Genomic DNA, 22,399 nt, shown 5'->3' with positions numbered 1-22,399 from the left:
AGGGGCTTGATCAGAGTCATTCTTCTTCCTATTGGGTGATTAGAAATTGGCTTCAAAGACGAGGCGCAGCAGTGTGTGCGTACCAGCGTCGGTGCGGGTCTGGCGCCAACCGTCGGCATCTTCATAGCGTTCCACATTGATGCGGTCTTGCCGCAGCAGGTTGGCCAGCGTCAGGCGCAGTGTTCTACCGGGATGCAGTTGCCAGGCCGCGCGCAGGTCCAGTTTGCGTTCATGCGAGGCAGTGGCCAGCCTGTTTGCGGACGCGCGGCTGTCACCTCCGGCCTGGAAGTTGAAATCCCCGCCGAGCGTCATCCCCTGGCGACGGTAATCGAGCGACAGGTTGGCGCTCAATGGGATCTGGCTGTCCAGTCGGTTATGCGGTCCTGGCACGCTACTGGTGCGGGAACGATTCAGCGCCAGGTTGCTACGCATGCGCAAGGCCGGCGTCAGTGCCAGTTGTGCTTCCAGCGCAAAGCCATAGACGTCTGCACGGCCATGGTTACCGTTGACGGCCACCCAGCGACCAGCCTCCAAGCCGACCCGCTGCAAGACGACATCATCAATGCGGCGGGCAAACAGGCTGGCACTGAGCGTGGCGTCTTTTCCCAGATGGTGGTCATATACCGCATCGAGGCCCCAGGCCAGTTCCGGACGCAGTTGCGGGTTGCCCCGCAGGTCAGGCGTGGTAGGACTATTGTTATTATCGATGGTGTAGCGGCGCGGGATCAAGTCCAGCATGATTGGTGCCTTGTAGGTCCGGCTGGCCCCCAAGCGCCATTGGCTTCCGGATGGCAGCTTGTGCAGCCACTGCAGCACGGGGCTCAGTACCCGGCTGTCTTGCTCGGTCAAGGCGGCGCTATTGCTGCCGCCAGCGCCGGTACGCAGCGTTTCCCAGCGCAGGCCCAGGGACAGCACCTCGGCATTGAACGCCCATTCGTCCTGGACGAAACCCGCCAGTCGCCGGATCGTCCCGTGGTAGCTTTCGCCGGTGGTTGAACGGATTGCGCCGCCGCCATCACGTTCCAGTTCATCGCGTGTCTGGCGGCGGCGCACAGTGGCGCCATCCCAGCCCAGCACCAGCGAATGGCCGCCGGCCAGTTGGCGGGCGTATTTGCCTTTATGGGTCAGGCCGGTCTCTATGATATCGGAACTCACGTGACGCACAATGGCGGGACCGGCGGCGTTCGCCCCGGTGAAATCGAATGCGGAACTGCGCGGGTTTTGGGTGCCGCTGAGCTTGAGCTCCAGTTTGCCGTCGGCCAGCGCGTGCTGCCATGACCAGTCACTGCGCAACAGTAGGGAGCGCGTGCGCAACAGACTGGCGGCCTGCGCAAAGTCGCCCGCTGCGCCCGCCAGTACGGTGTCGTCTCCGGCAAATTCAATCCTACGACGGAACAGGTTGATGAAGTTCTGGACGCTGATGCTGTCGCCATTGTCGGGCGTCCAGTCGATGCGCGGTGTCAGGTTGAGGGCATCGCCAACGTTCGATTCATGCACCAGAGAGGTACGCGCGCCCGTGATCGCGCCGTGCGCATCGCGGACGGTATCGCGTACGGTCCGATCTTCCGGCCTGCCATTACGCACCAGGTTCGCACCAACGCTGTATGACCAGCCTGGCGCCTTGCCCGTTCGCTGGCCGGCAATGCTGGGCGAATCGGTGCCGTTGATGCGTTCCCACCCGAGCCTGAACTCCTGTTGCTCGCGCCCCGCGTTCTTGCGCAGGATAATATTGATGGTGCCCGCCACGGATTGGGCGCCATGCTCGGCCGATGCGTTGCGTATGACTTCGATGCGTTCGATCAGCTCTGGCGCCAGCGCATCGAGTGCAAATCCGGCGGGCGCAGGCACGCCATTGAGCAGCAATTGGGTGTAGCCCCTGCCCAAGCCACGCAGCCGGATCTCCACGCCACGGCCGTTGCCTTCGGTAACGGTAACGCCAGGCAGGCGCCGCAATGCTTCCGACAAGCTACGGTCGCCATTGGCCGCCAGTGTGGCCCGGTCCAGCACCAGCATGGCGGCAGTGTCTTCGCGGCGCTGGTCGTAGCGTGCAGACTTGATTTCAACAGTCGGCTGCTGGGCCGCTGCATTGTCGAAGGCCATGGCTAGCGCCAGGCAAATAATCCTGTATTTCATGCGATTCTCTAGGGTTGAGCGCCGCCGCTGCCGCACTTGGCGGCAGGGCTCAAATGGCGTGGGTTGAATTAACGGGAGCGCTGTGTGTCGCGCGCGTTCTTGGCAGTGTCAGTGCCATCCTGGCTGCCAAGCAGCAGCTCAGGATCAAGCTTGATGTTATTGCGGTGAATTTCCAGGTGCAGATGGGGACCGCTGACGCGGCCGGTGGCGCCGGTGTGGCCGATAAGCTGCCCCTTTGCCACGGCCTGCCCCACTTTTACGCTGCGCTGATTCAAGTGAGCGTAGACAGAGCGCAGCCCGCCGGCGTGTTCGATGGCGATCACCTCTCCGTACCTGGCTTCGCCCTGGTAGAGATCGGTCGATGCGGTGACTGTGCCCGACGCCGGTGCCATGATCGGTGTGCCTGCCCGCGCCGCCAGATCGATCCCGCCGTGAGGCGTGGCACCGGCTGTCCTGACGGTGCCAAAATAGCTGGTAATGTGCATGCGCTGCAGGGGCGCCAGCCATTGGGGGAGCGATTCTGCGGCCGGATTGACAGGACGCGGCGACGTAGCGACGGGCCGCAGGGCGAAGGCCGGCTGCAAGACGACGCTGGCAAGCAGCAGCGCAATGAGCAGGCAGCCAGATGCAGCGCGCACTGCGGCATGCGAATGGAAAGCAATACCGTCACGTATCAGCGCGACGCGGGCGTTCACGCAATCGCGCAATTGTCCGCCAAACGCCATTGCGGCATATGCCGGGCTGGTCTGCTGCATCTTGAACTGCGCGATCAATGCAGCGCCATAGCGCATGCGTTGCCGCAGTGTGCTGCCAGCTAACACCGCGCGGTCGCAGCCGAGTTCCTGCGCGCAGGTGAGCTGGCGGCGTAGCGCCGGTAGCGCTGGATTAAACCAGAGCAGGATTTGCAAGCTTAGCGCCATATGCAACCATAACTGGTCCAAGCGTGACAGGTGTGTCAGTTCGTGTTCGATCACCAGGGCTTGCTGATCCAGGTCTAGATCCCGCAAGTGCCGCGGTAGCAAAAGCATCGGGCGCAGCAAGCCTGCCAGCATAGGTGGAACTGGCGCGTCCACATGAGCGGCGGCTGTAGTGCTTGGTTCTACGGCGGGAAAAATGCTGAAGCGGGACGCGCCCGGTAGTAAGACCAGTACCAGGACAGCGGCGGCCCCAAGCTGGGCAAGCAGCCAGGGCGCGCGTTGGGCAGCCAGTCCGGGCCGGAAGTGTAACGCAAGCCACAAGAGGGCCCAGGCGGCGCCGCCAGCCAATATGCTGGTGATGCATGCCTGCGGGAATAGCAGGGAGAACTGGGAAAGCATGTTTACTCCTTTTCCTCTGGCCAGTCGTTCAGCAATCGCTCCAACTCATTGAGCTCGCGCTGGTCAATTAATTGACTGCCGCTAAACATATTGACGGGGAGTGGTGATTGCATTTCCATGACACGGTGGCCGAAATCATGGGCAAAGGCGGCAAGTGTCTCTACCTTTTCCAGTACCGCGGTGTAGACATGCACACCATGCAGGCTGTGCTGGCCAATCATGCCTTTTTCCAGCATGCGGTCCAGTGTTTTGCGGGTGGAGGAAAATGACCAATGCAGCTCTTCCTCAGCATGTTGATGGATCTCGCGCGCGCTCAGGGGATGCTGTTTCCACAAACACTTTAACGGGCTCAATTCAGTAATGGATGGAATGGACATGGGACGTCTCCTTGTGGCGAATGCCGCAATTTTGCGACACATGTCGCATCTTTGCAAGAAATTTATGCGACAATTGTCACACAGGGTGGTTTCCCGTCTTACTTCAAGCCGAAAGTCCTTGCGTCATCCGTCACGCCCACGCCAGGTCGAAGCGGACGCGCAGCTCTTCGGTCAGTTCCGCTACTACTTGTGGACCGGTGACCTCGGCTTTGCCTGCTATCTGTGGGACTGTCTGCGCGCAGAAGCGCAATTTCCCACACTCGACGTTTTTTACGCTCCCCCGCATTAAGGTGAACTGCATGCTGAAAAAATTACTCCTGGCGCTCGCTCTTGGTATGACGCTAATCCCTTCTGTTTACGCTCAATCGATTGCCTTTACCTTCGATGACGGGCCGGAGCTGGCCGAGACGCCGCGCATGTCGCCCCAGCAGCGTAACCAGGCCATGCTCGACGCCCTTGCAAAGCACAAGGTCAAGGCCGCCCTGTTTGTCACCGTGCGCAATGGCGCCGACCGACCCGCCGGCCTCGCGCTTGCACGCGCCTGGGGACAGGCCGGCCACGCGGTGGGCAATCACACCATGACGCACCCTAATTTCCACGATGCCCAGATCAGCCTGGCGCAGTTCCAGCAGGAACTGATCGATTGCGACGCGGTGATCAGCACGCTGCCCGGCTACCAGAAATGGTTTCGCTTTCCTTATCTGCGCGAGGGGAATGTGCCCGAAAAGCGTGACGGCATGCGCGCTTTCATGAAAGCGCAGGCTTACCGCAACGCCTATGTGAGCCTCGATACCAGCGACTGGCGCTTGAACGAAAAGCTGATTGAGGTGCTGGAAAGCGGCAACGCGGCTGCCATCGGTCCGATCCGGGAGGCCTACCTGGCGCACGTTCGCCAGCGGGCACAGGCCTACCGGTCGCTGTCGCACACCTTGCAGGGCAGGGACATTGCGCAGGTGATCCTGCTGCACCATAACCTGATCAACGCGATGTGGCTCGATGACGTGATCGCCATGTTCAAGCAGATGGGGTGGACCATCACAACGCCGCAAGCCGCGTTCGCCGACCCGGTCTACCAGCTCGTTCCCGAACTCGAAACAGCCGGGCAAAGTCTGTTGCTTTCGATGGCGCGCAGCCTGGGTGTCGGTAAGTTCGAAGGCTGGTCGCGCCTGGTCGATGATGGCGATCACGAGATCGCCGCGCTGAAGGCGCAGGGCATCTGACTGCCTTCACCTTGCAGCGCCCCCGCGGTCGATTGCCTATAGCTGCGCCGTCGCTTTCACTCGAGGCCACTAAAGCCACTTTCCGTCCAGTCGCCGCACCTGCCATGTCCGCGCTGGCGATGCCGGTCTCGATGAACACGGCCCAGGCCGCCATTTTCAAGGGCCCAATTCGAGCAGCTGCAAGACGCGGGCAAGTATGCTGAGCTGGAACAGAAGGCGCAAGCCCGGGTGAAAGCCAACGCAGTCGATGCTGAGGCCAGCGCGGCATTTTCCCTGGCCCTGACCTTCTGTCAATACCTCGCAGCTGCGCGCCGCTGTGGCTTGGCATCGGGCTGCGCAAACACGTCCAGGTAGCTCTTGCCACTTCCCGGATCGCCGTGGATCATGGGCTGCATAGTCGGCCAGCAGTTCGCGCATCAGCGGCGCGATACCGGTTGCCGCGATCGGTCGTCAATCACGCCCAGTAGCATTGGCTTGACCCACTCGCCGCCGGTCGTCAGCACCTTGCGCGAACCGTGCTGCAAGTCGAGGTGCCACAGCGCGTTGACATGCTCCACCTCATAGCTGCGCGCTTCCAGCTGTTCGAGCCGGTCGCGTGCGGCCAACGCGCCAGCGCTAGTGCGCGCCAGTCGGGCCTGCCGATGCATCCCGTGGGCGAGCGGGGTAGCGCCGCAATGTCGGCTACGACGGCAGTGCGGTGCCTTGCACCGCAAGCTTCAGATTGTCGAAGTGCGGTCGCACCGTCCAGCCGGGATGAGCATCGTATTGCGCGCGCAGCGCGCGGCGTAGAACCAGCGCTCAATGGTCGCGGTGGTAAATCGGATATCGGTCCCAGCCACGGGGTGACGCCAGGTCTTGGCCGCCAGATCGCGATATCTTAACGTAGCCCGTTCCGCAGCTGGGGGCCGCACGTCAAGCCTGGCGAGCCCAAGTGCTCACGCCCCTGCGTCGGCGGCCATCACCGCCGCAACCCGGCTCGCGATAGCTTGCGTGAGCACATGCACGTGATAGCCGTCGACAAAGCCGTGATGCGCCTGCACCGAAAACGGCATCGTCATCGTGTCCCCCGCCGGCGCGCTGAATTTGCCCCAGGCGAGCGAGGGGATATCGGTGCTGCGATGGCGGAAGACCGGATGCTCGATCGCGCGCATGTCGAACCATGGCATGCAGGTGATATAGATATTGTCCCTGGCCTGGCGCGGCGTCAGGTCGGCGTTGGTATTGATCAAGGCGCGGCTGGCCTTCGCTTCCTGGCCGGCGCGTACGCTGCGCGCGATGAATTCGCGCAGGTCGGCGCTTCGGGTAAAGCGCGCGAAATTGAGATTGTTGTCCTCATTGATCACCGTGAACGAGCCGATGAAATCGTCGATCTTGATGACCTGATCTTCGTGCACGCGGTACATGAAGTTATCGACCGTCTCGATCGCGGACAGCACGCAATACAGGAAGAAGTGAAACGGCGGCAGCTCACGCTGTTTGCAAAACGGACGGAAATCCGGCAGTTCCAGCGTCAGGCTGATATTGAGCAGGGGATTGTCGAATTGGCGGAAAACCTCATAGCGGTCGCGCCGGAGTTCAAAATTTTTCATGTCCCCAGTTTAACCGATGGCGGCGCCGGCCGGCAGGCCACGGGACCATTTCCACGGCGCCGTAGCGACCTTCTGTTCCTCTGAAACAGCAGCCTGTCGCCCGCCACCGCCTGTTTCCCCCCGGGGCGATGTACTCTGCGTACTCCTCCTGCATGGCAGGCAGATATCAACACCCTGCGCGGCCAATAGCGGCGGCGCACCAGAATGTGGAGCCGCATATGCTGTTTCGACAAATTGCCGTTATCGCCGCATTGACCCTCGCCAGCGCGGCTGGCGCGGCGGCGCCGGACAAGCTCGACGCCATCGTCAAGTCGGCCATGGCCGGCAGCAAGGTGCCGGCGGTCGGCGCCGTCATCCTGCGCGACGGCGCCATCGGCGCGCAAACGGTGCAGGGCCGGCAGCGCAACGACCGGCAGCGCCGCTCCGGCGCCGACGATGTCTGGCTGATCGGCTCCACCGGCAAGGTCATGACGGTGGCCATGATCGCGCGGCTGGCCGAGCGCGGCGTGCTGGCGTGGGATGCGCCGCTCGAGAAGATGCTGCCCGACCTGGCCGCGGGCATGCTGCCCTACTACCGCCAGGTCACGCTGCTGCAATTGCTGTCCCATCGCGCCGGACTGCCGCGCGACCTGCTCAATCTCAAAGGGGCGCGACATTTCTTCACCGACACCCGCCCGACCGGGCAACAACGCCTTGCCTACATCGCCGAAGCGCTCAGGGACAAACCGGAAGCCGCCCCGGGCACCGCCTTCGCTTACAGCAATACCGGCTTTCTGATCGCCGCCGCGATCGCCGAAAAAGTCACCGGCGAGACCTACGAAGCGCTGATGCGCAAGGAAGTATTTGATCCGCTGGCGATGCGGCACGCCGGCTTCGGCAACACCGGCAACGGCCAGAACCGCGGCCACCAGCACGGCAAGCCGATGCTCGACATGGTCAAGTTCGATGACGGCGCACCGGCCATGTTCGCGCCGGCCGGTTTCCTGCATATGAGCCTGGCCGACTGGGCACGCTTCAATCTCGACCAGCTGGCCGGCGCCAGGGGGCAGGGCAAGCTGCTTGCGCCCGCATCCTACCAGCTGATGCAGACCGCGCAGCCGGACAGCCCCGCCGGCCTGGACTGGGGCGTGCAAGCGTCGATCGCCGGCCGCCAGGGCCCGGCGCTGGTCCACCAGGGTTCGGACGGCAACTGGCTGGCCATCGCCGTGCTGTTCCCGGAGCAGGGCAGCGGCGCGCTGGTGGTCGCCAACGCCGCCGGGGACATGGGTGCGGACAAGGTCTTGAACGGCATCTTCGGCAAGTTGTTTCCAACGCTCAGTCCTGCCAGGAAGAATCCCTAGCGCAGGCGTCGGCTGCGATCGCGGCGTCATTCCGACCGCGTTCGCACCGCACTGTGCAATTAAGCCGACGCGCTTGGCGTTTTGCCGCCATACTGCTCGGACTTGCCGCCGCCAATGTCGGCTTGCAAAAAAGGACGCCATGGCGAAGCAGCACAGCACCACAGAATCGCCCCTGCCCGCGGCACACTCCCTTGCCGCCGAGGTGGCCGGCTTGCGCCTTCTGCTGGGCCAGCGCGACGCCGAGATCGCCACCATGCGCGATGAGGCCGCACGCGCCGCCGCGCGCCAGCACACCGTCCTGGCGCTGCTGGTGCGCGAACTGCGCAATCCGCTCGCCCCGATCAGCCTGGCCAACACCATGCTTGCCAAGCTGCCCGAGCCGTCGGCCGGGCTGCTCAACGTGCACGCGGTGATCCATCGCCAGGTGCAGCACCTGAGCCACCTGCTCGACGAACTGCTCGATGCCGCCAGCCTCAATGACGGCACCATGACGCTCGCGCGCAGCCCGGCGCCGCTGGTGGCGCTGCTGCGGCGCGCGCTGCAGACGGTGCAGGTGCGCATCCTGGAACGGCACCAGCAGCTGCAGCTGGACATGCCGGAAGAACTCACGGTCCACGCCGATCCGGCGCGGCTGGCGCAGGCGTTCGCCAATCTGCTGGTCAACGCGTCCAGGTACACCGCCGACGGCGGCATCATCCGCGTGGCCGCGCGCGCCCATGAGGGCAGGGCGGTGGTGACCGTGGCCGACAACGGCGCCGGCATGGCGCCGGAAGTATTGGCCGCCATGTTCGATCTGTTCACCCAGGGAGCGCGCGCGCCGGCCCGCGCCGAAGGCGGGCTGGGCGTGGGCCTGAACGTGGCGCGCAATATTGTCGAGTTGCATGGCGGCAAGATCGTGGGCGCCAGCGACGGGCCGGGACGGGGCAGCGTGTTTACCGTGTCGCTGCCGCTGTGGAGCGGCGAGGGCGCGACGGCCGCGGTGCCCGGCCGCGCGGCGCCGCCCAGCCGCCGCATCCTGCTGGTCGAAGACAATCTCGACGCCAACGATACCCTGGGCCAGCTGCTGCTGGCCGAAGGCCACAGCGTCACCGCCGCGTACGACGGCATCGCCGGGCTGTCGCTGGCGCGCACCCAGGTCTTCGATGTGCTGATCTGCGACATCAACCTGCCCGGCCTCGACGGTTACGAGCTGATCACGCAGCTGCGCCGCACGGCGGGGGCGCACATTCCGTTTGCGATCGCCATTTCCGGCTACGCCCGGCCGGACAACCGCACGCGCGCCATCGCGGCCGGATTCGGCCAGTACGTGGTCAAGCCGCTCGACATCGACGCCTTGCTGGCGCTGGTGGCCTCGGAGGCGGTCACGCGCTTCATCGCCGCCGCCTGCAACGCCAGGTAGGCGCGCCAGCGCCGCCCGTGCGGCACTCGCCCGCGCGGTCGGCCATGCCCGCGCCGCTGTTACTATTGTTTCATATCGGGCAACTTAATAAATCTGCGCGGAAATGAATATGCGTCCATACTGCATCGGCACCTGGAGCGCCGTGCGGCCGCGCCAGGCCCGCGCGCGCGCAAACGACCGCGCGGCTTCGCCGCTACCTTGATGAGCCAGGTTTTGCGCTCATAGTCTGTTGCTCAAGGTTACCTCATGTTCTCTCCTCACTCCACATGGCCGCGCCAGCTGGCGCTGGCCGGCCTCGGTCTCGCGCTGCTGACCTTGTACACGGTCGGGGCGCTGGCGCTGGACGGCCGAGCGGTCCGCTCGCTCCCGCTGGCCTTCCTGTTCGGCGCCGCCGCGCTGCTGGCACCGCTGTGCCTGTGGCTGTGCAACCGGCCCACCCGGGTGATGCTGCGCACGCTCAAGAGCCCGCCGGACAGCAGCGGTGCGCTGGTGCAGCGCCTGATCAAGTCGGAAGCGCTGCAGGACGCCATTTTCAACAGCGCCAATTTTTCCAGCATCGCCACCGACGCCCAGGGCGTGATCCAGATCTTCAACGTCGGCGCCGAGCGCATGCTCGGCTATGCGGCGGCCGACGTGGTCGACCTGATCACCCCGGCCGCGTTTTCCGATCCGCAGGAAGTGATCGCGCGCGCCGCCGCCCTCAGCGCCGAACTCGGCACACCGATCGCCCCCGGCTTCGAAGCGCTGGTGTTCAAGGCCTCGCGCGGCATCGAAGACATCTACGAGCTCACTTACATCTGCAAGAACGGCAACCGCCAGCCGGCGGTGGTGTCGGTCACCGCCCTGCGCGACGCCGGCGGGGCCATCATCGGCTATTTGCTGATCGGTACCGACAACACGGCGCGCAAGAATGCCGAGCAAGCGCTGGTGCGGGCCGGGGCCCTGCAGGCCGCCATCTTCAACAGCGCCAATTTTTCCAGCATCGCCACCGATGCCCGCGGCGTGATCCAGATTTTCAATGTCGGCGCCGAAAAGATGCTCGGCTATGCCGCCGCCGACGTGGTCGACCGCATCACTCCGGCCGATATTTCCGAGCCGGAAGAGGTGGTGGCGCGCGCCGAAAGCCTCAGCGGCGAACTCGACACCCCGATCGCACCCGGTTTCGAGGCGCTGGTGTTCAAGGCTTCGCGCGGGATCGAGGATATTTACGAACTGACCTACATCCGCAAGGATGGCAGCCGCTTCCCGGCGGTAGTGTCGGTGACGGCCCTGCGCGACGCCGACGGCGCCATCATCGGCTATCTGCTGATCGGCACCGACAATACGGCGCGCAAGCGGGTCGAGGCCGAGCAGGCCCTGCTTGACCAGCGCCTGCGCGACCAGCAGTTCTACACCCGTTCGCTGATCGAATCGAATATCGATGCGCTGATGACGACCGATCCGCACGGCATCATCAGCGATGTGAACCATCAGATGGAAAAATTGACCGGCTGCACCCGCGACGAGCTGATCGGCGCGCCGTTCAAGAATTATTTCACCGATTCGGCGCGCGCCGAGGCCGGCATCAAGCGGGTGCTGGCGGCCGGCAAGGTCACCAATTACGAACTGACCGCGCGCGCCCGCGACGGCAAGGAAACGGTGGTGTCGTACAACGCCACCACCTTCCACGACCGCGACCGCAAGCTGCGCGGCGTGTTCGCCGCCGCGCGCGACGTCACCGAGCGCCAGCATTTCGAGCAAGCGATGCAGGCCAATAACGTCGAACTGGAAGCGGCCAGGGCCGCAGCCGAAAAAGCCAACCAGGCCAAATCGGATTTCCTGTCGAGCATGAGCCACGAACTGCGCACCCCGCTCAACGGCGTGCTCGGGTTTGCCCAGCTGATGGCCTCGGACGATCCGCCGCCCTCGGTCAAGCAGCAGCGCTCGATCAACCAGATCCTCAAGGGCGGCTGGTATCTGCTGCGCTTGATCAATGAGATCCTCGACCTGGCCCAGATCGAGTCGGGCAAGGTATCGATTTCGACCGAACCGATGTCGCTCACCGACGTGCTCGACGATTGCTACGAGCTGGTCGGTCCGCAAGCGGCCGCGCGCGGCATCTTCCTGCTGTTCCCCACGCCCGGCACGCCGTTCTACATCAATGCCGACCGGGTGCGCGTCAAGCAGGTGCTGATCAACCTGCTGTCGAACGCCATCAAGTACAACAGCGCCGAGGGCTCGGTCCATGTGGACTGTTCCTCGCGCGCCGGCGGCATGGTGAGGGTTGCCGTGACCGATACCGGCGCCGGGCTGGGGCGCGAACAGGTGGCGCAACTGTTCCAGCCGTTTAATCGCCTGGGGCAGGAAAGCGGCGCGGAAGAGGGTACCGGCATCGGGCTGGTCGTGACCAAGCAACTGGTCGAGTTGATGGGCGGCACCATCGGGGTCGAGAGCGATCCCGGGCGCGGTTCGCGCTTCTGGGTCGAGTTCGCCGCCTGCGCCGCGCCCGCGCCCATTGCGCCGCTGTCGGCGTCCGACGCGGCCGCGCTGGCGCGCGCCCGTCCGGCGCCCGGTGTGGCGCTGCGTACCCTGCTGTATGTGGAAGACAATCCCGCCAACCTGCTGCTGGTCGAGCAGCTGATGGACCGCCGTCCCGACCTGAAACTGCTCACCGCCATCGACGCCCATCTGGGCATTGCCCTGGCGCGCGCCTACCAGCCCTCGGTGATCCTGATGGATATCAACCTGCCCAATCTGAGCGGCTTCGGCGCCCTGCGCATGTTGCGCGGCTATGCCGAAACCGCGCATATTCCCGTGCTGGCCCTGTCGGCCAATGCCATGCCGCGCGATATCGCACGCGGCATGGAAGCCGGTTTTTTCCGCTATCTGACCAAACCGATCCAGATCGCCGAGTTCATGGAAGCGCTCGACCTGGCCCTGCTGCATGCGCAGCAGCACGGCCACGATCCGCTGCCAACGGTCGTGCACTGAGAACGCACGCGCGCTGCCGCCGAGCGCACGCGCCTCAGCCGGCCTGCAGCAGCTGCGCGAACCGCTCTTCGGTAGTGGCTGGCGAGAACAGGAAGCCCTGCGCGTAGTCGCAGCCGGCTTGCCTGAGCCAGTCGCGCTGGCCGACCGTCTCGACACCTTCGGCAATCACTTTCAGGCCCAGCTTGTGCGCCATCGCGATGATGGTTTCGGCAAAGATCTGGCTGCGCTGGTTGGTGGTGAGCATGTCCTTGACGAAGGATTGGTCGATTTTCAGGAAGTCGACCTTGAATTTGTTCAGGTAGGCCATCGACGAGTAACCGATGCCGAAGTCGTCGATCGTGAACTGGACCCCGGCCCGCTGCAGCCGCGCCAGCTTGTCGCGCACGCCCGGCGAATCGTCCAGCAGCACGCCCTCGGTAATTTCGAGCGCGATGCCCGCGCCGGCGCGGTCGAACAGGGCCATGTCTTCTTCCCAGGAATGGCGGATCACGCGGCTCATGAAGCCGACCGGCGACTTGTTCACGCTGATCTGGAAGGGCGCGCCGGTCAGTTCGCCCAGGCGGGCCGCGCACGGAACCGCCTGCGACAGTACCCAGGCATCGATCTCGCCGATCAGGCCGGTTTCCTCGGCGATCCCGATAAAGTGCTGCGGCAGCACCAGGCTGCCGTCCGGATGTTGCCAGCGCACCAGCGCCTCGGCCTTGACGATCGTTTCGCTGGCCAGCTCGACGATGGGCTGGTAATACACCCGCAGTTCGCGTCGCGTCAGCGCCTGGCGCAGCTCGTCGATCGCCCGCAGGCGGGCCCAGGCCGAATCGCGGATGTCGGGCGTGAAGTAGCTGAAGCGGTTGCGCCCGCCGTGCTTGGCCACGAACATGGCCTGGTCGGCGTTGCGCAGCAGGTCGTCGGGATGCTGCGCATCTTGCGGACAGACGGTGATGCCGATGCTGCCCGACACATGCACTTCCTTGCCCATGATGGAGAAGGGCAACGCCAGCTCGGCCAGGATCTGGCACACCAGCACCTCGACAAACGCAATCCGGCTCACTTCGTTGAGGATGACGGTAAATTCGTCGCCGCCGATGCGCGCCACCGTGTCGGTCGCGCGCACGCACGCCTGCAGGCGCTGGGCCGCCTGCTGCAGCAGCAGGTCGCCGGCATCGTGGCCGAAGCGGTCGTTGACTTCCTTGAAGCCGTCCAGGTCGATGAACAGCAGGGCCAGGGCGAAATCGGTGCGGGCCGCGTGCCGCACATCCTGCTCGAGCCGCTCGCGGAACAGGATGCGGTTGGGCAAGCCGGTGAGGCTGTCGTAATAGGCGTTGCGCAGGATTTGCGCTTCCGACGCCTTGAGCTCGGAAATATTGCGCGCCGTGCCGGTAATGGCATCGACCTTGCCCTCCTGGTTGAGCACCGGGAGCAGGATGTAGCGGTAGGTGTGCGCCGTGGCGTCGGCCAGCGTGTGCTGCAGCTCGCCGCGCCCGGTCGCCCCGGTGTCGGCCACGGCGCGCAGGTCGCGCCTGAGCTGGGCGGCGAAGGCGGGGCAGAATTCGGCGAGGTGTTGCCTGGCGGCCGGCGTGGCGGACGGTCCGAGCAGCTTGCCGAGGGCCTGGTTGGCGTACAGCACGTGGCCGTCGATATCGGTAATGTAGTGCAGGTCGGGGGTGGCCGAGAGCAGGGTGTCGAAGCGGTGCGCGAGTTCATCCTTTTCGGAGAAGAAGGCTTGCAGCGACTCTTCCAGCGCCTGGTCGACGGCATCGTTGAAGCGGATCATGTCTTCGCTGCTGAGGTCATGACCATGGTCGCTGGCCGCCCACAGATGCATGACACTGGCGCGCAGCGCACGAAATTCGGCAATGGTGTCGTTGGCGCTGAAGCCGGCGCCCACGCGTGCGGCCCCGTGCATGCCGGCCTGGGTGCCCGGCTGGGCGTCCGGCTGCGCGGGCGGCGCGGTGCCGCCCGCCGCATCCGGCGTGGACGGCAGATCGAGCGCGTCGGCAATGGCATTGAGCATGCCGGCCGCGTGGTCGCGCAGGGTGGCCGCCGGCAGGTAGCGCGCCGCCGGAATGCTGCGTGCAAAAGCATCCCAGTTGCGCAGGATATCTTGCAGATGGGTGCGGATGAAGCGCGCAATGCGCGCCTCGTTGATGTCCAGTGGTTCGTTCATGAAAGATGGGTGTGTTAATGCCATGCAATTGGACATGCAATGTCGCCAATAAGTTCAGGCAATTCGCAAAAACTCTCTGCAAGCTTGATCACCGCATGCCATTGACGGGATCGTGGGACGCCGGCAGCCGGCGGCGCTATCGTCGGGATGGTGCTGTTCCCGGCGCTGGCCATCCGTGCAGCGCGACACCCACGTGAGGAGATCGCGAGCATGAATTCGTCAGAATGGTTCGAAGGAATCGACCGCCTGCGTCAGCGGCAAGGCAATACCATGGACCGCCTCGGCCTCGGGGCGCGCGTGACGCCATCGCACGTCGTCTTCAGCGCCCCCGGGCTGCGCCTGCGCTCTTATGGCGCGGGCATGGCGCGCTGTCCGCCATTGCTGATCGTGCCGGCGCCGATCAAGCGCTGGTACATCTGGGACTTATCGCCCGAGCGCAGCGTGGTGCGCAAGGCGCTCGCGCAAGGGTTCGGGGTGTACGTGATCGAATGGAGCGCGCCGCCGCGCACCGGCGGCACGCTCGGGCTGGCCGATTACGCGGGACCGATGATCGACGCCTGCATCGCCGTCATCGCCCGCATCAGCGCGTGCCGCCAGGTCTTCCTGTGCGGCCACTCGCTGGGCGGCATCCTTGCCGCGCTGTACAGTGCCTGGCGGCCGGAACGCGTGGCCGCGCTGGCCCTGTTCGAGGCGCCCGTCAACTTCAACACGACCGCGCGCGTCTTGCGACAGGTCGCCGGCGCGGCGTTGCTGGCCAGCGTGCCGCGCGAGCGCTCGCGCCGGATTCCGGGTTCGGTCCTGAGCGCCATTTTCGCCAACGCCGCGCCGGGCGCCTTCTATGCCGGTCCCGGTATCGACTTCCTGGCCAGCGCTGTCTCCCCCAAGCACCTGGCGACCCATCTGCGCGTGCAGCGCTGGGCGCTCGATGAACTGCCCATGTCGCGCCTCCTGTTCGACGAGGCGGTCGCGCTGCTGTTCGCTCAGAACAGTTTCATGCGTGGCGAACTGGTGCTTGGCGGGGTCAGGCTGGCTCCGCAGCAGGTCACGGCCCCCTTGCTGACGCTCTACCGGCCGTTCAGCTCGCTCGCGCCGCCCGATACCGTGCTCGGCTTCCATGGCGCCGCCGGCAGCGCGCACAAGGTGCTGCTGCCGTACCTGGGCGATGTCGGGGTCGCGCTGCAGCACGTCGGTCCGCTGGTGGGCGACAGCGCGCATCTGGTCGTGTGGCCGCGCGTGCTGGACTGGCTTGCACGGCTTTCGCCGGTCCCGCGCCTGGTCCACTAGCGCCGGCCCATTGACGGGTTCGTCGGACGCGGCCCCCTTCGTTTGTCCCTATGCCCATTTCAAGGAGAAAACCATGCAACCCTTGTTCAGGCGCACCTTGTGCGCAGTTCTCACCGCCGCGCTGGCCTGGCATATGCCGGCCGCGCCCGCGCAGCCGGACGCGCGCGCCGCGGCCGCGCCCCATGCGCAGCCGGGCGCCGATCCGGCGCGGCATCTGGCGCAGCTCAGTTCGCTCGGGCTGGCGCTGCAAGTGCGCCAGTGGAGCGAGGCGGCGCTGCGCGCCAATGCGCTCGACCACACCCCGCCGCCGCCCGGTTCCATGCGCGGGTACCGCGAGCAATATGGACCGGCGCGCAGTGCGCGGGCGCTCGCCATCTACCACCTGGCCCTGTACGAAACCCTCAACGCCATCGCACGCGCCTATCCGAGCTACACCGGCATGCACCCGGCGCCGGCCTCCAGCGCGCCCGACGCCGCCCTGGCGCGCGCCGCGCGCGATACCCTGATGGCGCTGTACCCGGCGCAAGCGCCGACCTTCGAACTTGTCTACGAGCGCAGCATGGCCCGGTTGCAGGCAGGACGCGCGCGCGATAACGGCGCCGAGACGGGCCGGCGCGCGGCCGCCGCCGTGCTGGCGCTGCACCCGCCGCGCGCGGCCACCTACGAAGACCGCACCGTCGGCGTCGACTTCTTTCCGAGCAATGCGCCCGGCAAATGGCGGCCCGACCCGGTCAGCCGCGATCCGGTGGCGCTGGCCGCCGTCTGGCAGCCGGTGCGCCCGTTCGCGCTGCCCTCGGCCCTCGCTTTCCGCCCCGGCCCGCCGCCGGCGCTCACCGGCAGCGACTACGCCGCCGCGTACGAGGAAGTCAGGCAGCTCGGCGGCGACGGCGTCACCACGCCGACCCGGCGCACCCCGGCGCAAACCGTGGCCGGCATTTTCTGGTCGTACGACGGCTCTCCCCGGATCGGCGCGGCGCCGCGCCTGTACAACCAGATCGCGCTCGAGATCGGCGGGCGCCGCGGCCTGGGCGGCATGCAGATGGCGCGCATGCTGGCCCTGGTCAACGTGGCGCTGGCCGACACCTGCCTGACGGTCTGGGGCACCAAGTACAGCGAGCAATTCTGGCGTCCGGTGACCGGCATCCGCGAAGCGTCGGCCGGCAGCGGTCCGAGCGGCCTGGGCGACGGCAATCCGGCCACCCGGGGCGACCCGCAATGGACGCCGCTGGGCGCGCAGGCGAGCAACACCTTGGACCCGGACTTTACGCCGCAGTTCCCCTCCTATCCGTCCGGCCATGCCAGCCTGGGCAGCGCGCTGTTCCAGACCCTGCGCCGCTTTTACGGCACCGACGCGATTGCCTTCAGTTTCATGTCCGATGAATTCAATGGTTTCACGCGCGACAATAACGGCCAGGTGCGGCCGCGCATGGTGCGCAGCTTCGCCAACCTGAGCCAGGCCGAAGAGGAAAACGGCCAGAGCCGCATTTACCTGGGCGTGCACTGGCAGTTCGACAAGCGCGCCGGATCGGAAGTCGGGCGCCGCGTCGCCGACTACGTTTATGAGCGGGGCTTGCTACCCGCTTCGTCCCAGGCTGGCGTGCCGAACAGCCCATGAGCGGCCTGGCGCGCTGCCGCCGCTCATGGCCAGCGCGCCTGCTTCGTGCTCAGCAGGGCTTCAAGGCGCCGGTCGTCGCGCAGAAAGAGGGCATGGTCGGCGTGCCCTCCCGCCAACGTGCGCCAACCAATGTACAGCCCGTAAGCGCGTTCGCGCCGGTAGCGCGCTTCGGCGCCGCTCTGGCGGCGCGACTCGGCCATGAACTGCGCGATCTGGTTCGCGCAGTGGGCCGTGAGTACCGCGTACGAATATTGATGTTGCATGGCAATGTGGCGGGTCATGATGTTCCACGGCGCGAGGGCTGGCGAAAATGACTCCCGCGCCTTCGTTGCGCGGCAAGCGGAACTGCTACAGGGCCATGCTCTTGGATTGGACAGAGCGCCGCGCCACAGGTTCCGCCATCGTTCGCGCCGTGCTGTCATGAAGGGGCAACCGTGCGCACCGCCGACCGGCGTTGCATTACGATGTCGAATGAACTCAAAAATTGCCAATGACGAGCGCATCAATTTCAGCGACCGGCTCAAGACCGCGCTGCTGGCCGCCGGAGTGCCGATCGCGCCCGCAGCGTTCGTGCATGCGTTTAATTTGCGCGCCGATGGCTCAGCGGTGACGGTGCACGCGGCGCGCAAATGGCTCAACGGCGAAGCCATTCCCACCCAGGACAAGGTACTGATCCTGGCCAATTGGCTAAGAGTGCATGCCGCCTGGCTGCGCTACGGCGATGCCGAAAACGCCGAACTGATTACTCCCGTCATCCCGGAAGTGCTGCTGTCGACCGCCAATCTGGCACTGATCAAGGATATCGTTTCCTTGCCTGTTTCTACGCAGCACATCCTGCGCGAGATCGTCGACTCCTTTTTGCGCAACCACCGCAGCGGACACCTGCGTTCCGACAAAAAAGGGGCGCATCAGTAGACGGTAGCCAGTCCTGCCACGCGCGCGGCCGGATGGCGACGCTGCGCTAGCGTTCGCGCCAGCCGGCCCAGTAGCGCGCCATGTCCGCCGCGCGGCTGGCCAAAAATTCCCCCTTGCCGACGGTCACGAGGCTGGTGGAAAAAACCGCTTCGGCGGCGACGGCCTGCATGAAGGGCGCCATTTCCGCCGCGTGCGAGGTGGCGTTGTCGACGATCAGCAGGCCGTGCGGACGCAGCACGCGCCGGATGTCGGGCCACCAGCCGGTGTATTCGCTGCGCTCGGAATCGAGGAACAGCACGTCGCAGCTGCTCTCGTCCGACCGCGCCAGCAGCTGGCCGGCATCGCCCTCGACCTGGACGATGAAGCGGCCCAGGCCGGATGCCGTAAAATTCTCGCGCGCCATGCGCAGCTTCGCCGGCGCCATCTCGACCGTGGTGACCTTGCCGCCGGTCGGCGCCACGGCATCGGCCAGCCACAGGGTCGAATAGCCGTTCGAGGTGCCGATTTCCAGGAGGTCGCGCGCGTCCATGGCGCCGATCACGTGCGCCAGGAACTGCCCCGTGCCGCGCGTGATGTTGAGCATGCGGCGCCCGCGCGCCTCGATGGCGGCGTCGTTTTCTTCGCCGAAGCGTTCGATGTCGCTTAACAGCTTGTGCAGATTGGCATTCACGGTGCGGTTCCTGTCTGGTTGCTGAATAGATGGAAATTATCGCATCAACCATCCACGCACAGGGTCAGGGCGCGGTCGGTATAGATCGACCGACACATGGAAGCGGTCAGATCAAAACTTCATGCTGAGAATAAGGTGGATGCTGTCGTCAAGGCGATCCGCTCAGGACTCATTTAGACGAGGCGGGGCCACGCCGGGCTCCGGTCCAGCGCCCGCTGTTGGCTAAGGCTTCGCGCGAAGCTGGCAAGTCGGCTTGGCGACGGGAAAGGGGAGGATTGTAATTGGCTACCGGAAGCCGTAGGGCGGGAGGAGCAGCTAAACGAAAAGGGCCGGGAGAACCCGGCCCTTTTCGTTTTGGAAGCAACAATCAACTGTCATTGGACGGCGGTGCACCCTGCGGTTCTGAGACGAAAGAAACAGTGATTCCCAATCCTTTATACACCTTGTCCAAATTCCCACCGTTGCCCCATCCGGAAAATTTCGACTCCAGCTCGCGATTTCGGAAAAACAGAAGAACGGGAGATACCCAATGGGTGACCTCTGACCATTCTTCCCGGCTATGGGCATACTGGTTGGGAAATCGGATGGCCTAATAATTATTGGCGACTATTACGCCAAACAATCGTGGAGTTTTAAGCGGAACAAGCAGAGCCGGGGAAACCCGGCTTTTTCAATATGCAAGACGACGATGGGAACTCGCGCAACGAACTCGTCTCAGCCTTTTGCATCTGGCTGCGGCATATCTTTATCTGGCACCGGCGCATCGTAAACGATAGATCCGCCCCGCAGTGCAACCACGCGGCGTGCGCTTGCAATCGTTTCGGGACGGTGCGCCACAATGATTCGCGTCATGTTGAGTTCTGCGATTGCGCTACTGACCTCGCCTTCCAGCACCACATCAAGCGCGCTCGTCGCCTCGTCCATGACCAGGATCTTGGGTCGCTTGTACAGTGCTCGCGCCAGCAGTACGCGCTGTTTCTGCCCACCAGACAGGCTGCTGCCCATGTCCGCAATAACGGTTTCGTAGCCCATCCGCATGCGCTCAATATCGGCGTCGACCTGCGCAATCCGCGCGCAGCGCTTAATGCGTTCGATGTCCGGATGCTCGTCGTAAAAACAAATGTTTTCTTTGAGTGAGCCGGATAGCAACACATCGTCCTGCATCACCACCGCCAGGGCGCGGCGGTAGTCTCGAACGCCGAGCTGTGAGATCGGTACTCCGCCATAGCGAATTTCACCGAACGTCGGTTTCAGGTTTCCCACCATGAGTTTGATCAGCGTTGTCTTGCCACACCCGGAAGGCCCGGCGATCGCCACCGAGTCGCCGGGCTCGATCGTCAGGTCAATATTGCGCAGCACCCACGGCTCGGTGTCGCTGTAGCGGTAGCTGACCTTGACCAGCTCCAGCTTGGGGTTCAGCTGGTCGATGTCGCGCGCGTAGTCTACGTCCGGCTCGACCGGTTCCAGAACGATGTCGGCAAGGCGCTCGCAGTGCAAGGACAGCATTTTGTAGTCGATGAATACGTTGATGAGAGCGCTCATGCGCGCCGTGAACATCCCACTGTAGACAGTCAACGCGATCAGCATGCCAACCGTAAAGGAACCTTCCATGATCAGGCCGGCGCCGAGCCACAGCACTAGTGCCGCCGAGAGGGCACCGATTGTCATATTGATGTTGCCGAACCACAGGCCCATCACCTGCGTTCGTACATTGCGGTTGATAGTGTCGGTTTTCATTGCGAGCCAACGTGCACGCCTGTCGAGTTCTCGTCCGAATAATTTGATCGGCCCCATCGCCCGGATTGTTTCCATTAGACAGGTCTGCTCCTTGGCTGCGAGCGTCAGACCTTCGAGGTTCGCATTGCGCAGCGGTCGATATGACACCGCCCGCACGGCGGCATAGAGGAGGACAGTGACGCCGACCACCAATGCCAGTAGTGGACTGTACAGGATCATCACAATCATGGTCAGGATTGCTGTGATGCCGTCGAGGACAGCGCCGACAAATCGCGTGGTCAGCAGATCTTGGATCGGGCCGACCGCGCCGAAGCGCGACAGGATATCGCCAAGCTGGCGTGTTTCAAACCAGTGCATGGGTAGACGCACCATACGCCCGAAGACGTCACCGATCCATTGTAGGTTCAGGTGCGTGGTCAGGTACAAGATGGTGATGCCACGCATGTACAGCAGCGCCCCTTGCGTGAATATCAGCAGCAGCAATCCGAGCATGATCACGCTGCGCAAGCTGGTGTCGTTGGACATGAGCACGTCGTCTATCATGAATTGATTTAACCGCGGCATGGCCAGCATCATCAGTTCGAGCGCGAGCGAAATGACGAACAACAGCCCGAATGCCTGCCACCACCCGTCGAGTTTGCCCATGAGGGCACGGATCGACACCTTGCGCCGCTCGTCGGCTGGACTGAAATCGGTGGAGGGATCAAATTCGAGTGCATTGCCGGTGAATTCGCGGCTGGTTTCCTCGTAAGAGAGGCGGCGCACGCCCCTAGCCGGATCGTGGATCACCACTTTCTTCGCTGTAGCGCGGCGCAACACGACGAAATGGTTCATCCCCCAATGCAGGATGGCCGGGGTTTTCAAATCGGGTAATTCTTCCAAGCTCAGCTCAACCGGTCGGCTGGAAATGTTGAGACGGTGCGCACACTCGGTCAGCGTCAGCATGCTCATGCCGTTGAGTGAGATGGGGAAGCGCCCGCGCAGGGTCGCTAGGTCAGTGCGCAAGCCCAGGTAGGAGGCAATCATTGCTAGGCAAGCCAGTCCGCACTCGCTTACCTCCGCTTGAAGAATCAGCGGCAGGCGTGCGCCGCGAAAGAACGGTGCCGTGGCCATCATTCCTCCAGTTTCCAGCGCAGGAACATCTCTATTGAGTTAAGAGTGCCTTTGGGACCTCGTATTTCAATAATATTTTCGTAAACTATACACAGTTCGACGTCCTGCTCGGGTGAGTAAAACCAACTTGCCCGGGCCGCCGATTTTGGACGAAAATGAATACGGTCGCCGTTGGGCGACAAGGGCCCGTCCGTAAACTCGCGCTCTAGAATAAGCTGCTCAAGCATTGGTATCAGCTCGCGGGCTGGGCCTCGGGTAGCGGAAATCACTATTTTTCCTGGTAATTGCTCGCCGGAGATCATTTGTATTACGGCCAGCACCAAACCGGCGGGCAGAGCGAATCTGAAGGGCGCTGGGTACAGTACATGACGTGCCAGCACGGCGCAGACAATCACCACCACAATACTTACTGCGAGAGTTAATATAAATTGCCTCACAGATTGAAATGGCCAGAGATACCGCCAAAAACTGTGCGCACGTTCTGCAGGGGAAAAGACGAATGGGTGCGGTGTTATAGATTGAAGAGATTCTGGACGATCAAGCGAAATAGACATGAC

General features: G+C 64.1%; 16 protein-coding genes and 1 pseudogene. 7 read left to right on the top strand and 10 right to left on the bottom strand.

The window, feature by feature from the left end; translation table 11 throughout:
• Window positions 1-39: 39 nt before the first annotated feature.
• The 3 genes from RBA40_RS31290 to RBA40_RS31280 are packed head-to-tail and all read right to left on the bottom strand — an operon-like array spanning window position 40 to window position 3,826.
• Window positions 40-2,169 carry a TonB-dependent receptor plug domain-containing protein gene (locus RBA40_RS31290; protein ID WP_306652618.1) on the bottom strand — a complete coding sequence of 710 codons (2,130 nt, stop codon included), beginning with the start codon at window positions 2,167-2,169 and terminating at the stop codon, window positions 40-42.
• Window positions 2,170-2,201: 32 nt separating this feature from the next.
• Entirely contained in the window at window positions 2,202-3,449 is a 1,248-nt protein-coding gene (locus RBA40_RS31285) for a peptidoglycan DD-metalloendopeptidase family protein (protein WP_306652616.1), read from the bottom strand.
• Window positions 3,450-3,451: 2 nt separating this feature from the next.
• On the bottom strand, window positions 3,452-3,826 hold the full coding sequence (locus RBA40_RS31280; RefSeq protein WP_306652614.1) for a BlaI/MecI/CopY family transcriptional regulator: 375 nt from the start codon (window positions 3,824-3,826) through the stop codon (window positions 3,452-3,454).
• Window positions 3,827-4,023: 197 nt separating this feature from the next.
• Between RBA40_RS31280 and RBA40_RS31275 the strand changes: the two genes are divergently transcribed.
• The gene (locus RBA40_RS31275; RefSeq protein WP_306652613.1) at window positions 4,024-5,046 is read left to right on the top strand and encodes a polysaccharide deacetylase family protein; all 1,023 of its coding nucleotides are present in this window, start codon (window positions 4,024-4,026) and stop codon (window positions 5,044-5,046) included.
• Between the two features lie 437 nt (window positions 5,047-5,483).
• Here RBA40_RS31275 and RBA40_RS31270 read toward each other — a convergent pair.
• Window positions 5,484-5,948: pseudogene (locus tag RBA40_RS31270) on the bottom strand (IS481 family transposase); the annotation flags it as partial.
• 33 nt (window positions 5,949-5,981) lie between these two features.
• A complete protein-coding gene (locus RBA40_RS31265) occupies window positions 5,982-6,635 on the bottom strand; it encodes a CatA-like O-acetyltransferase (RefSeq protein ID WP_306652610.1) in 654 nt (217 codons plus the stop codon).
• A gap of 218 nt (window positions 6,636-6,853) precedes the next feature.
• Here RBA40_RS31265 and RBA40_RS31260 point away from each other — a divergent pair, with 218 nt between their 5' ends.
• The 3 genes from RBA40_RS31260 (at window position 6,854) to RBA40_RS31250 (ending at window position 12,344) form a co-directional block, all read left to right on the top strand.
• Window positions 6,854-7,975 carry a serine hydrolase domain-containing protein gene (locus RBA40_RS31260; RefSeq protein ID WP_306652608.1) on the top strand — a complete coding sequence of 374 codons (1,122 nt, stop codon included), beginning with the start codon at window positions 6,854-6,856 and terminating at the stop codon, window positions 7,973-7,975.
• A 139-nt stretch (window positions 7,976-8,114) separates the two neighbouring features.
• Window positions 8,115-9,374: a hybrid sensor histidine kinase/response regulator gene (locus RBA40_RS31255; protein ID WP_306652606.1), complete on the top strand. Its 1,260-nt coding sequence runs from the start codon at window positions 8,115-8,117 to the stop codon at window positions 9,372-9,374.
• A 444-nt stretch (window positions 9,375-9,818) separates the two neighbouring features.
• Window positions 9,819-12,344 carry a hybrid sensor histidine kinase/response regulator gene (locus RBA40_RS31250; protein ID WP_306652643.1) on the top strand — a complete coding sequence of 842 codons (2,526 nt, stop codon included), beginning with the start codon at window positions 9,819-9,821 and terminating at the stop codon, window positions 12,342-12,344.
• A 34-nt stretch (window positions 12,345-12,378) separates the two neighbouring features.
• On the opposite strand, the gene RBA40_RS31245 is transcribed toward RBA40_RS31250, so the two are convergent.
• A complete protein-coding gene (locus tag RBA40_RS31245) occupies window positions 12,379-14,508 on the bottom strand; it encodes a putative bifunctional diguanylate cyclase/phosphodiesterase (protein ID WP_306652605.1) in 2,130 nt (709 codons plus the stop codon).
• A gap of 210 nt (window positions 14,509-14,718) precedes the next feature.
• Between RBA40_RS31245 and RBA40_RS31240 the strand changes: the two genes are divergently transcribed.
• Complete coding sequence (locus RBA40_RS31240; RefSeq protein WP_306652603.1) at window positions 14,719-15,792, top strand: alpha/beta fold hydrolase; 1,074 nt, start codon at window positions 14,719-14,721, stop codon at window positions 15,790-15,792.
• 73 nt (window positions 15,793-15,865) lie between these two features.
• Window positions 15,866-17,407, top strand: coding sequence for a vanadium-dependent haloperoxidase (locus RBA40_RS31235; protein ID WP_306652601.1), 1,542 nt, complete (start codon window positions 15,866-15,868; stop codon window positions 17,405-17,407).
• A gap of 23 nt (window positions 17,408-17,430) precedes the next feature.
• Here RBA40_RS31235 and RBA40_RS31230 read toward each other — a convergent pair whose 3' ends face one another.
• Window positions 17,431-17,688: a hypothetical protein gene (locus RBA40_RS31230; protein WP_306652599.1), complete on the bottom strand. Its 258-nt coding sequence runs from the start codon at window positions 17,686-17,688 to the stop codon at window positions 17,431-17,433.
• Here RBA40_RS31230 and RBA40_RS31225 point away from each other — a divergent pair.
• Window positions 17,687-18,322: a hypothetical protein gene (locus RBA40_RS31225; RefSeq protein ID WP_306652598.1), complete on the top strand. Its 636-nt coding sequence runs from the start codon at window positions 17,687-17,689 to the stop codon at window positions 18,320-18,322. The two genes, RBA40_RS31230 and RBA40_RS31225, sit on opposite strands and share 2 nt — an antisense overlap.
• 46 nt (window positions 18,323-18,368) lie before the next feature.
• On the opposite strand, the gene RBA40_RS31220 is transcribed toward RBA40_RS31225, so the two are convergent.
• The 3 genes from RBA40_RS31220 to RBA40_RS31210 form a co-directional block, all read right to left on the bottom strand.
• Complete coding sequence (locus RBA40_RS31220) at window positions 18,369-18,992, bottom strand: O-methyltransferase (RefSeq protein WP_306652596.1); 624 nt, start codon at window positions 18,990-18,992, stop codon at window positions 18,369-18,371.
• Between the two features lie 714 nt (window positions 18,993-19,706).
• The gene (locus RBA40_RS31215) at window positions 19,707-21,845 is read right to left on the bottom strand and encodes a peptidase domain-containing ABC transporter (RefSeq protein ID WP_306652594.1); all 2,139 of its coding nucleotides are present in this window, start codon (window positions 21,843-21,845) and stop codon (window positions 19,707-19,709) included.
• The coding region (locus tag RBA40_RS31210) for a hypothetical protein (RefSeq protein ID WP_306652592.1) at window positions 21,842-22,399 on the bottom strand (558 nt) is incomplete at its 5' end. The genes RBA40_RS31215 and RBA40_RS31210, both read right to left, overlap by 4 nt.

This window comes from Massilia pseudoviolaceinigra, from assembly GCF_030846505.1.
Lineage (GTDB): Bacteria > Pseudomonadota > Gammaproteobacteria > Burkholderiales > Burkholderiaceae_D > Telluria_A > Telluria_A violaceinigra.
This window is presented reverse-complemented; position numbering and strand designations above follow the sequence as displayed.

What these genes read in the sequence shown, in the direction of transcription:
- RBA40_RS31255 (WP_306652606.1), top strand. Translation starts at nt 8,115, where the DNA reads ATGGCGAAGCAGCACAGCACCACAGAATCGCCCCTGCCCGCGGCACAC.
- RBA40_RS31225 (WP_306652598.1), top strand. Translation starts at nt 17,687, where the DNA reads ATGATGTTCCACGGCGCGAGGGCTGGCGAAAATGACTCCCGCGCCTTC.
- RBA40_RS31245 (WP_306652605.1), bottom strand. Translation starts at nt 14,508, where the DNA reads ATGAACGAACCACTGGACATCAACGAGGCGCGCATTGCGCGCTTCATC.
- RBA40_RS31250 (WP_306652643.1), top strand. Translation starts at nt 9,819, where the DNA reads ATGCTGCGCACGCTCAAGAGCCCGCCGGACAGCAGCGGTGCGCTGGTG.
- RBA40_RS31280 (WP_306652614.1), bottom strand. Translation starts at nt 3,826, where the DNA reads ATGTCCATTCCATCCATTACTGAATTGAGCCCGTTAAAGTGTTTGTGG.
- RBA40_RS31265 (WP_306652610.1), bottom strand. Translation starts at nt 6,635, where the DNA reads ATGAAAAATTTTGAACTCCGGCGCGACCGCTATGAGGTTTTCCGCCAA.
- RBA40_RS31260 (WP_306652608.1), top strand. Translation starts at nt 6,854, where the DNA reads ATGCTGTTTCGACAAATTGCCGTTATCGCCGCATTGACCCTCGCCAGC.
- RBA40_RS31215 (WP_306652594.1), bottom strand. Translation starts at nt 21,845, where the DNA reads ATGATGGCCACGGCACCGTTCTTTCGCGGCGCACGCCTGCCGCTGATT.
- RBA40_RS31240 (WP_306652603.1), top strand. Translation starts at nt 14,719, where the DNA reads ATGAATTCGTCAGAATGGTTCGAAGGAATCGACCGCCTGCGTCAGCGG.
- RBA40_RS31230 (WP_306652599.1), bottom strand. Translation starts at nt 17,688, where the DNA reads ATGACCCGCCACATTGCCATGCAACATCAATATTCGTACGCGGTACTC.
- RBA40_RS31285 (WP_306652616.1), bottom strand. Translation starts at nt 3,449, where the DNA reads ATGCTTTCCCAGTTCTCCCTGCTATTCCCGCAGGCATGCATCACCAGC.
- RBA40_RS31235 (WP_306652601.1), top strand. Translation starts at nt 15,866, where the DNA reads ATGCAACCCTTGTTCAGGCGCACCTTGTGCGCAGTTCTCACCGCCGCG.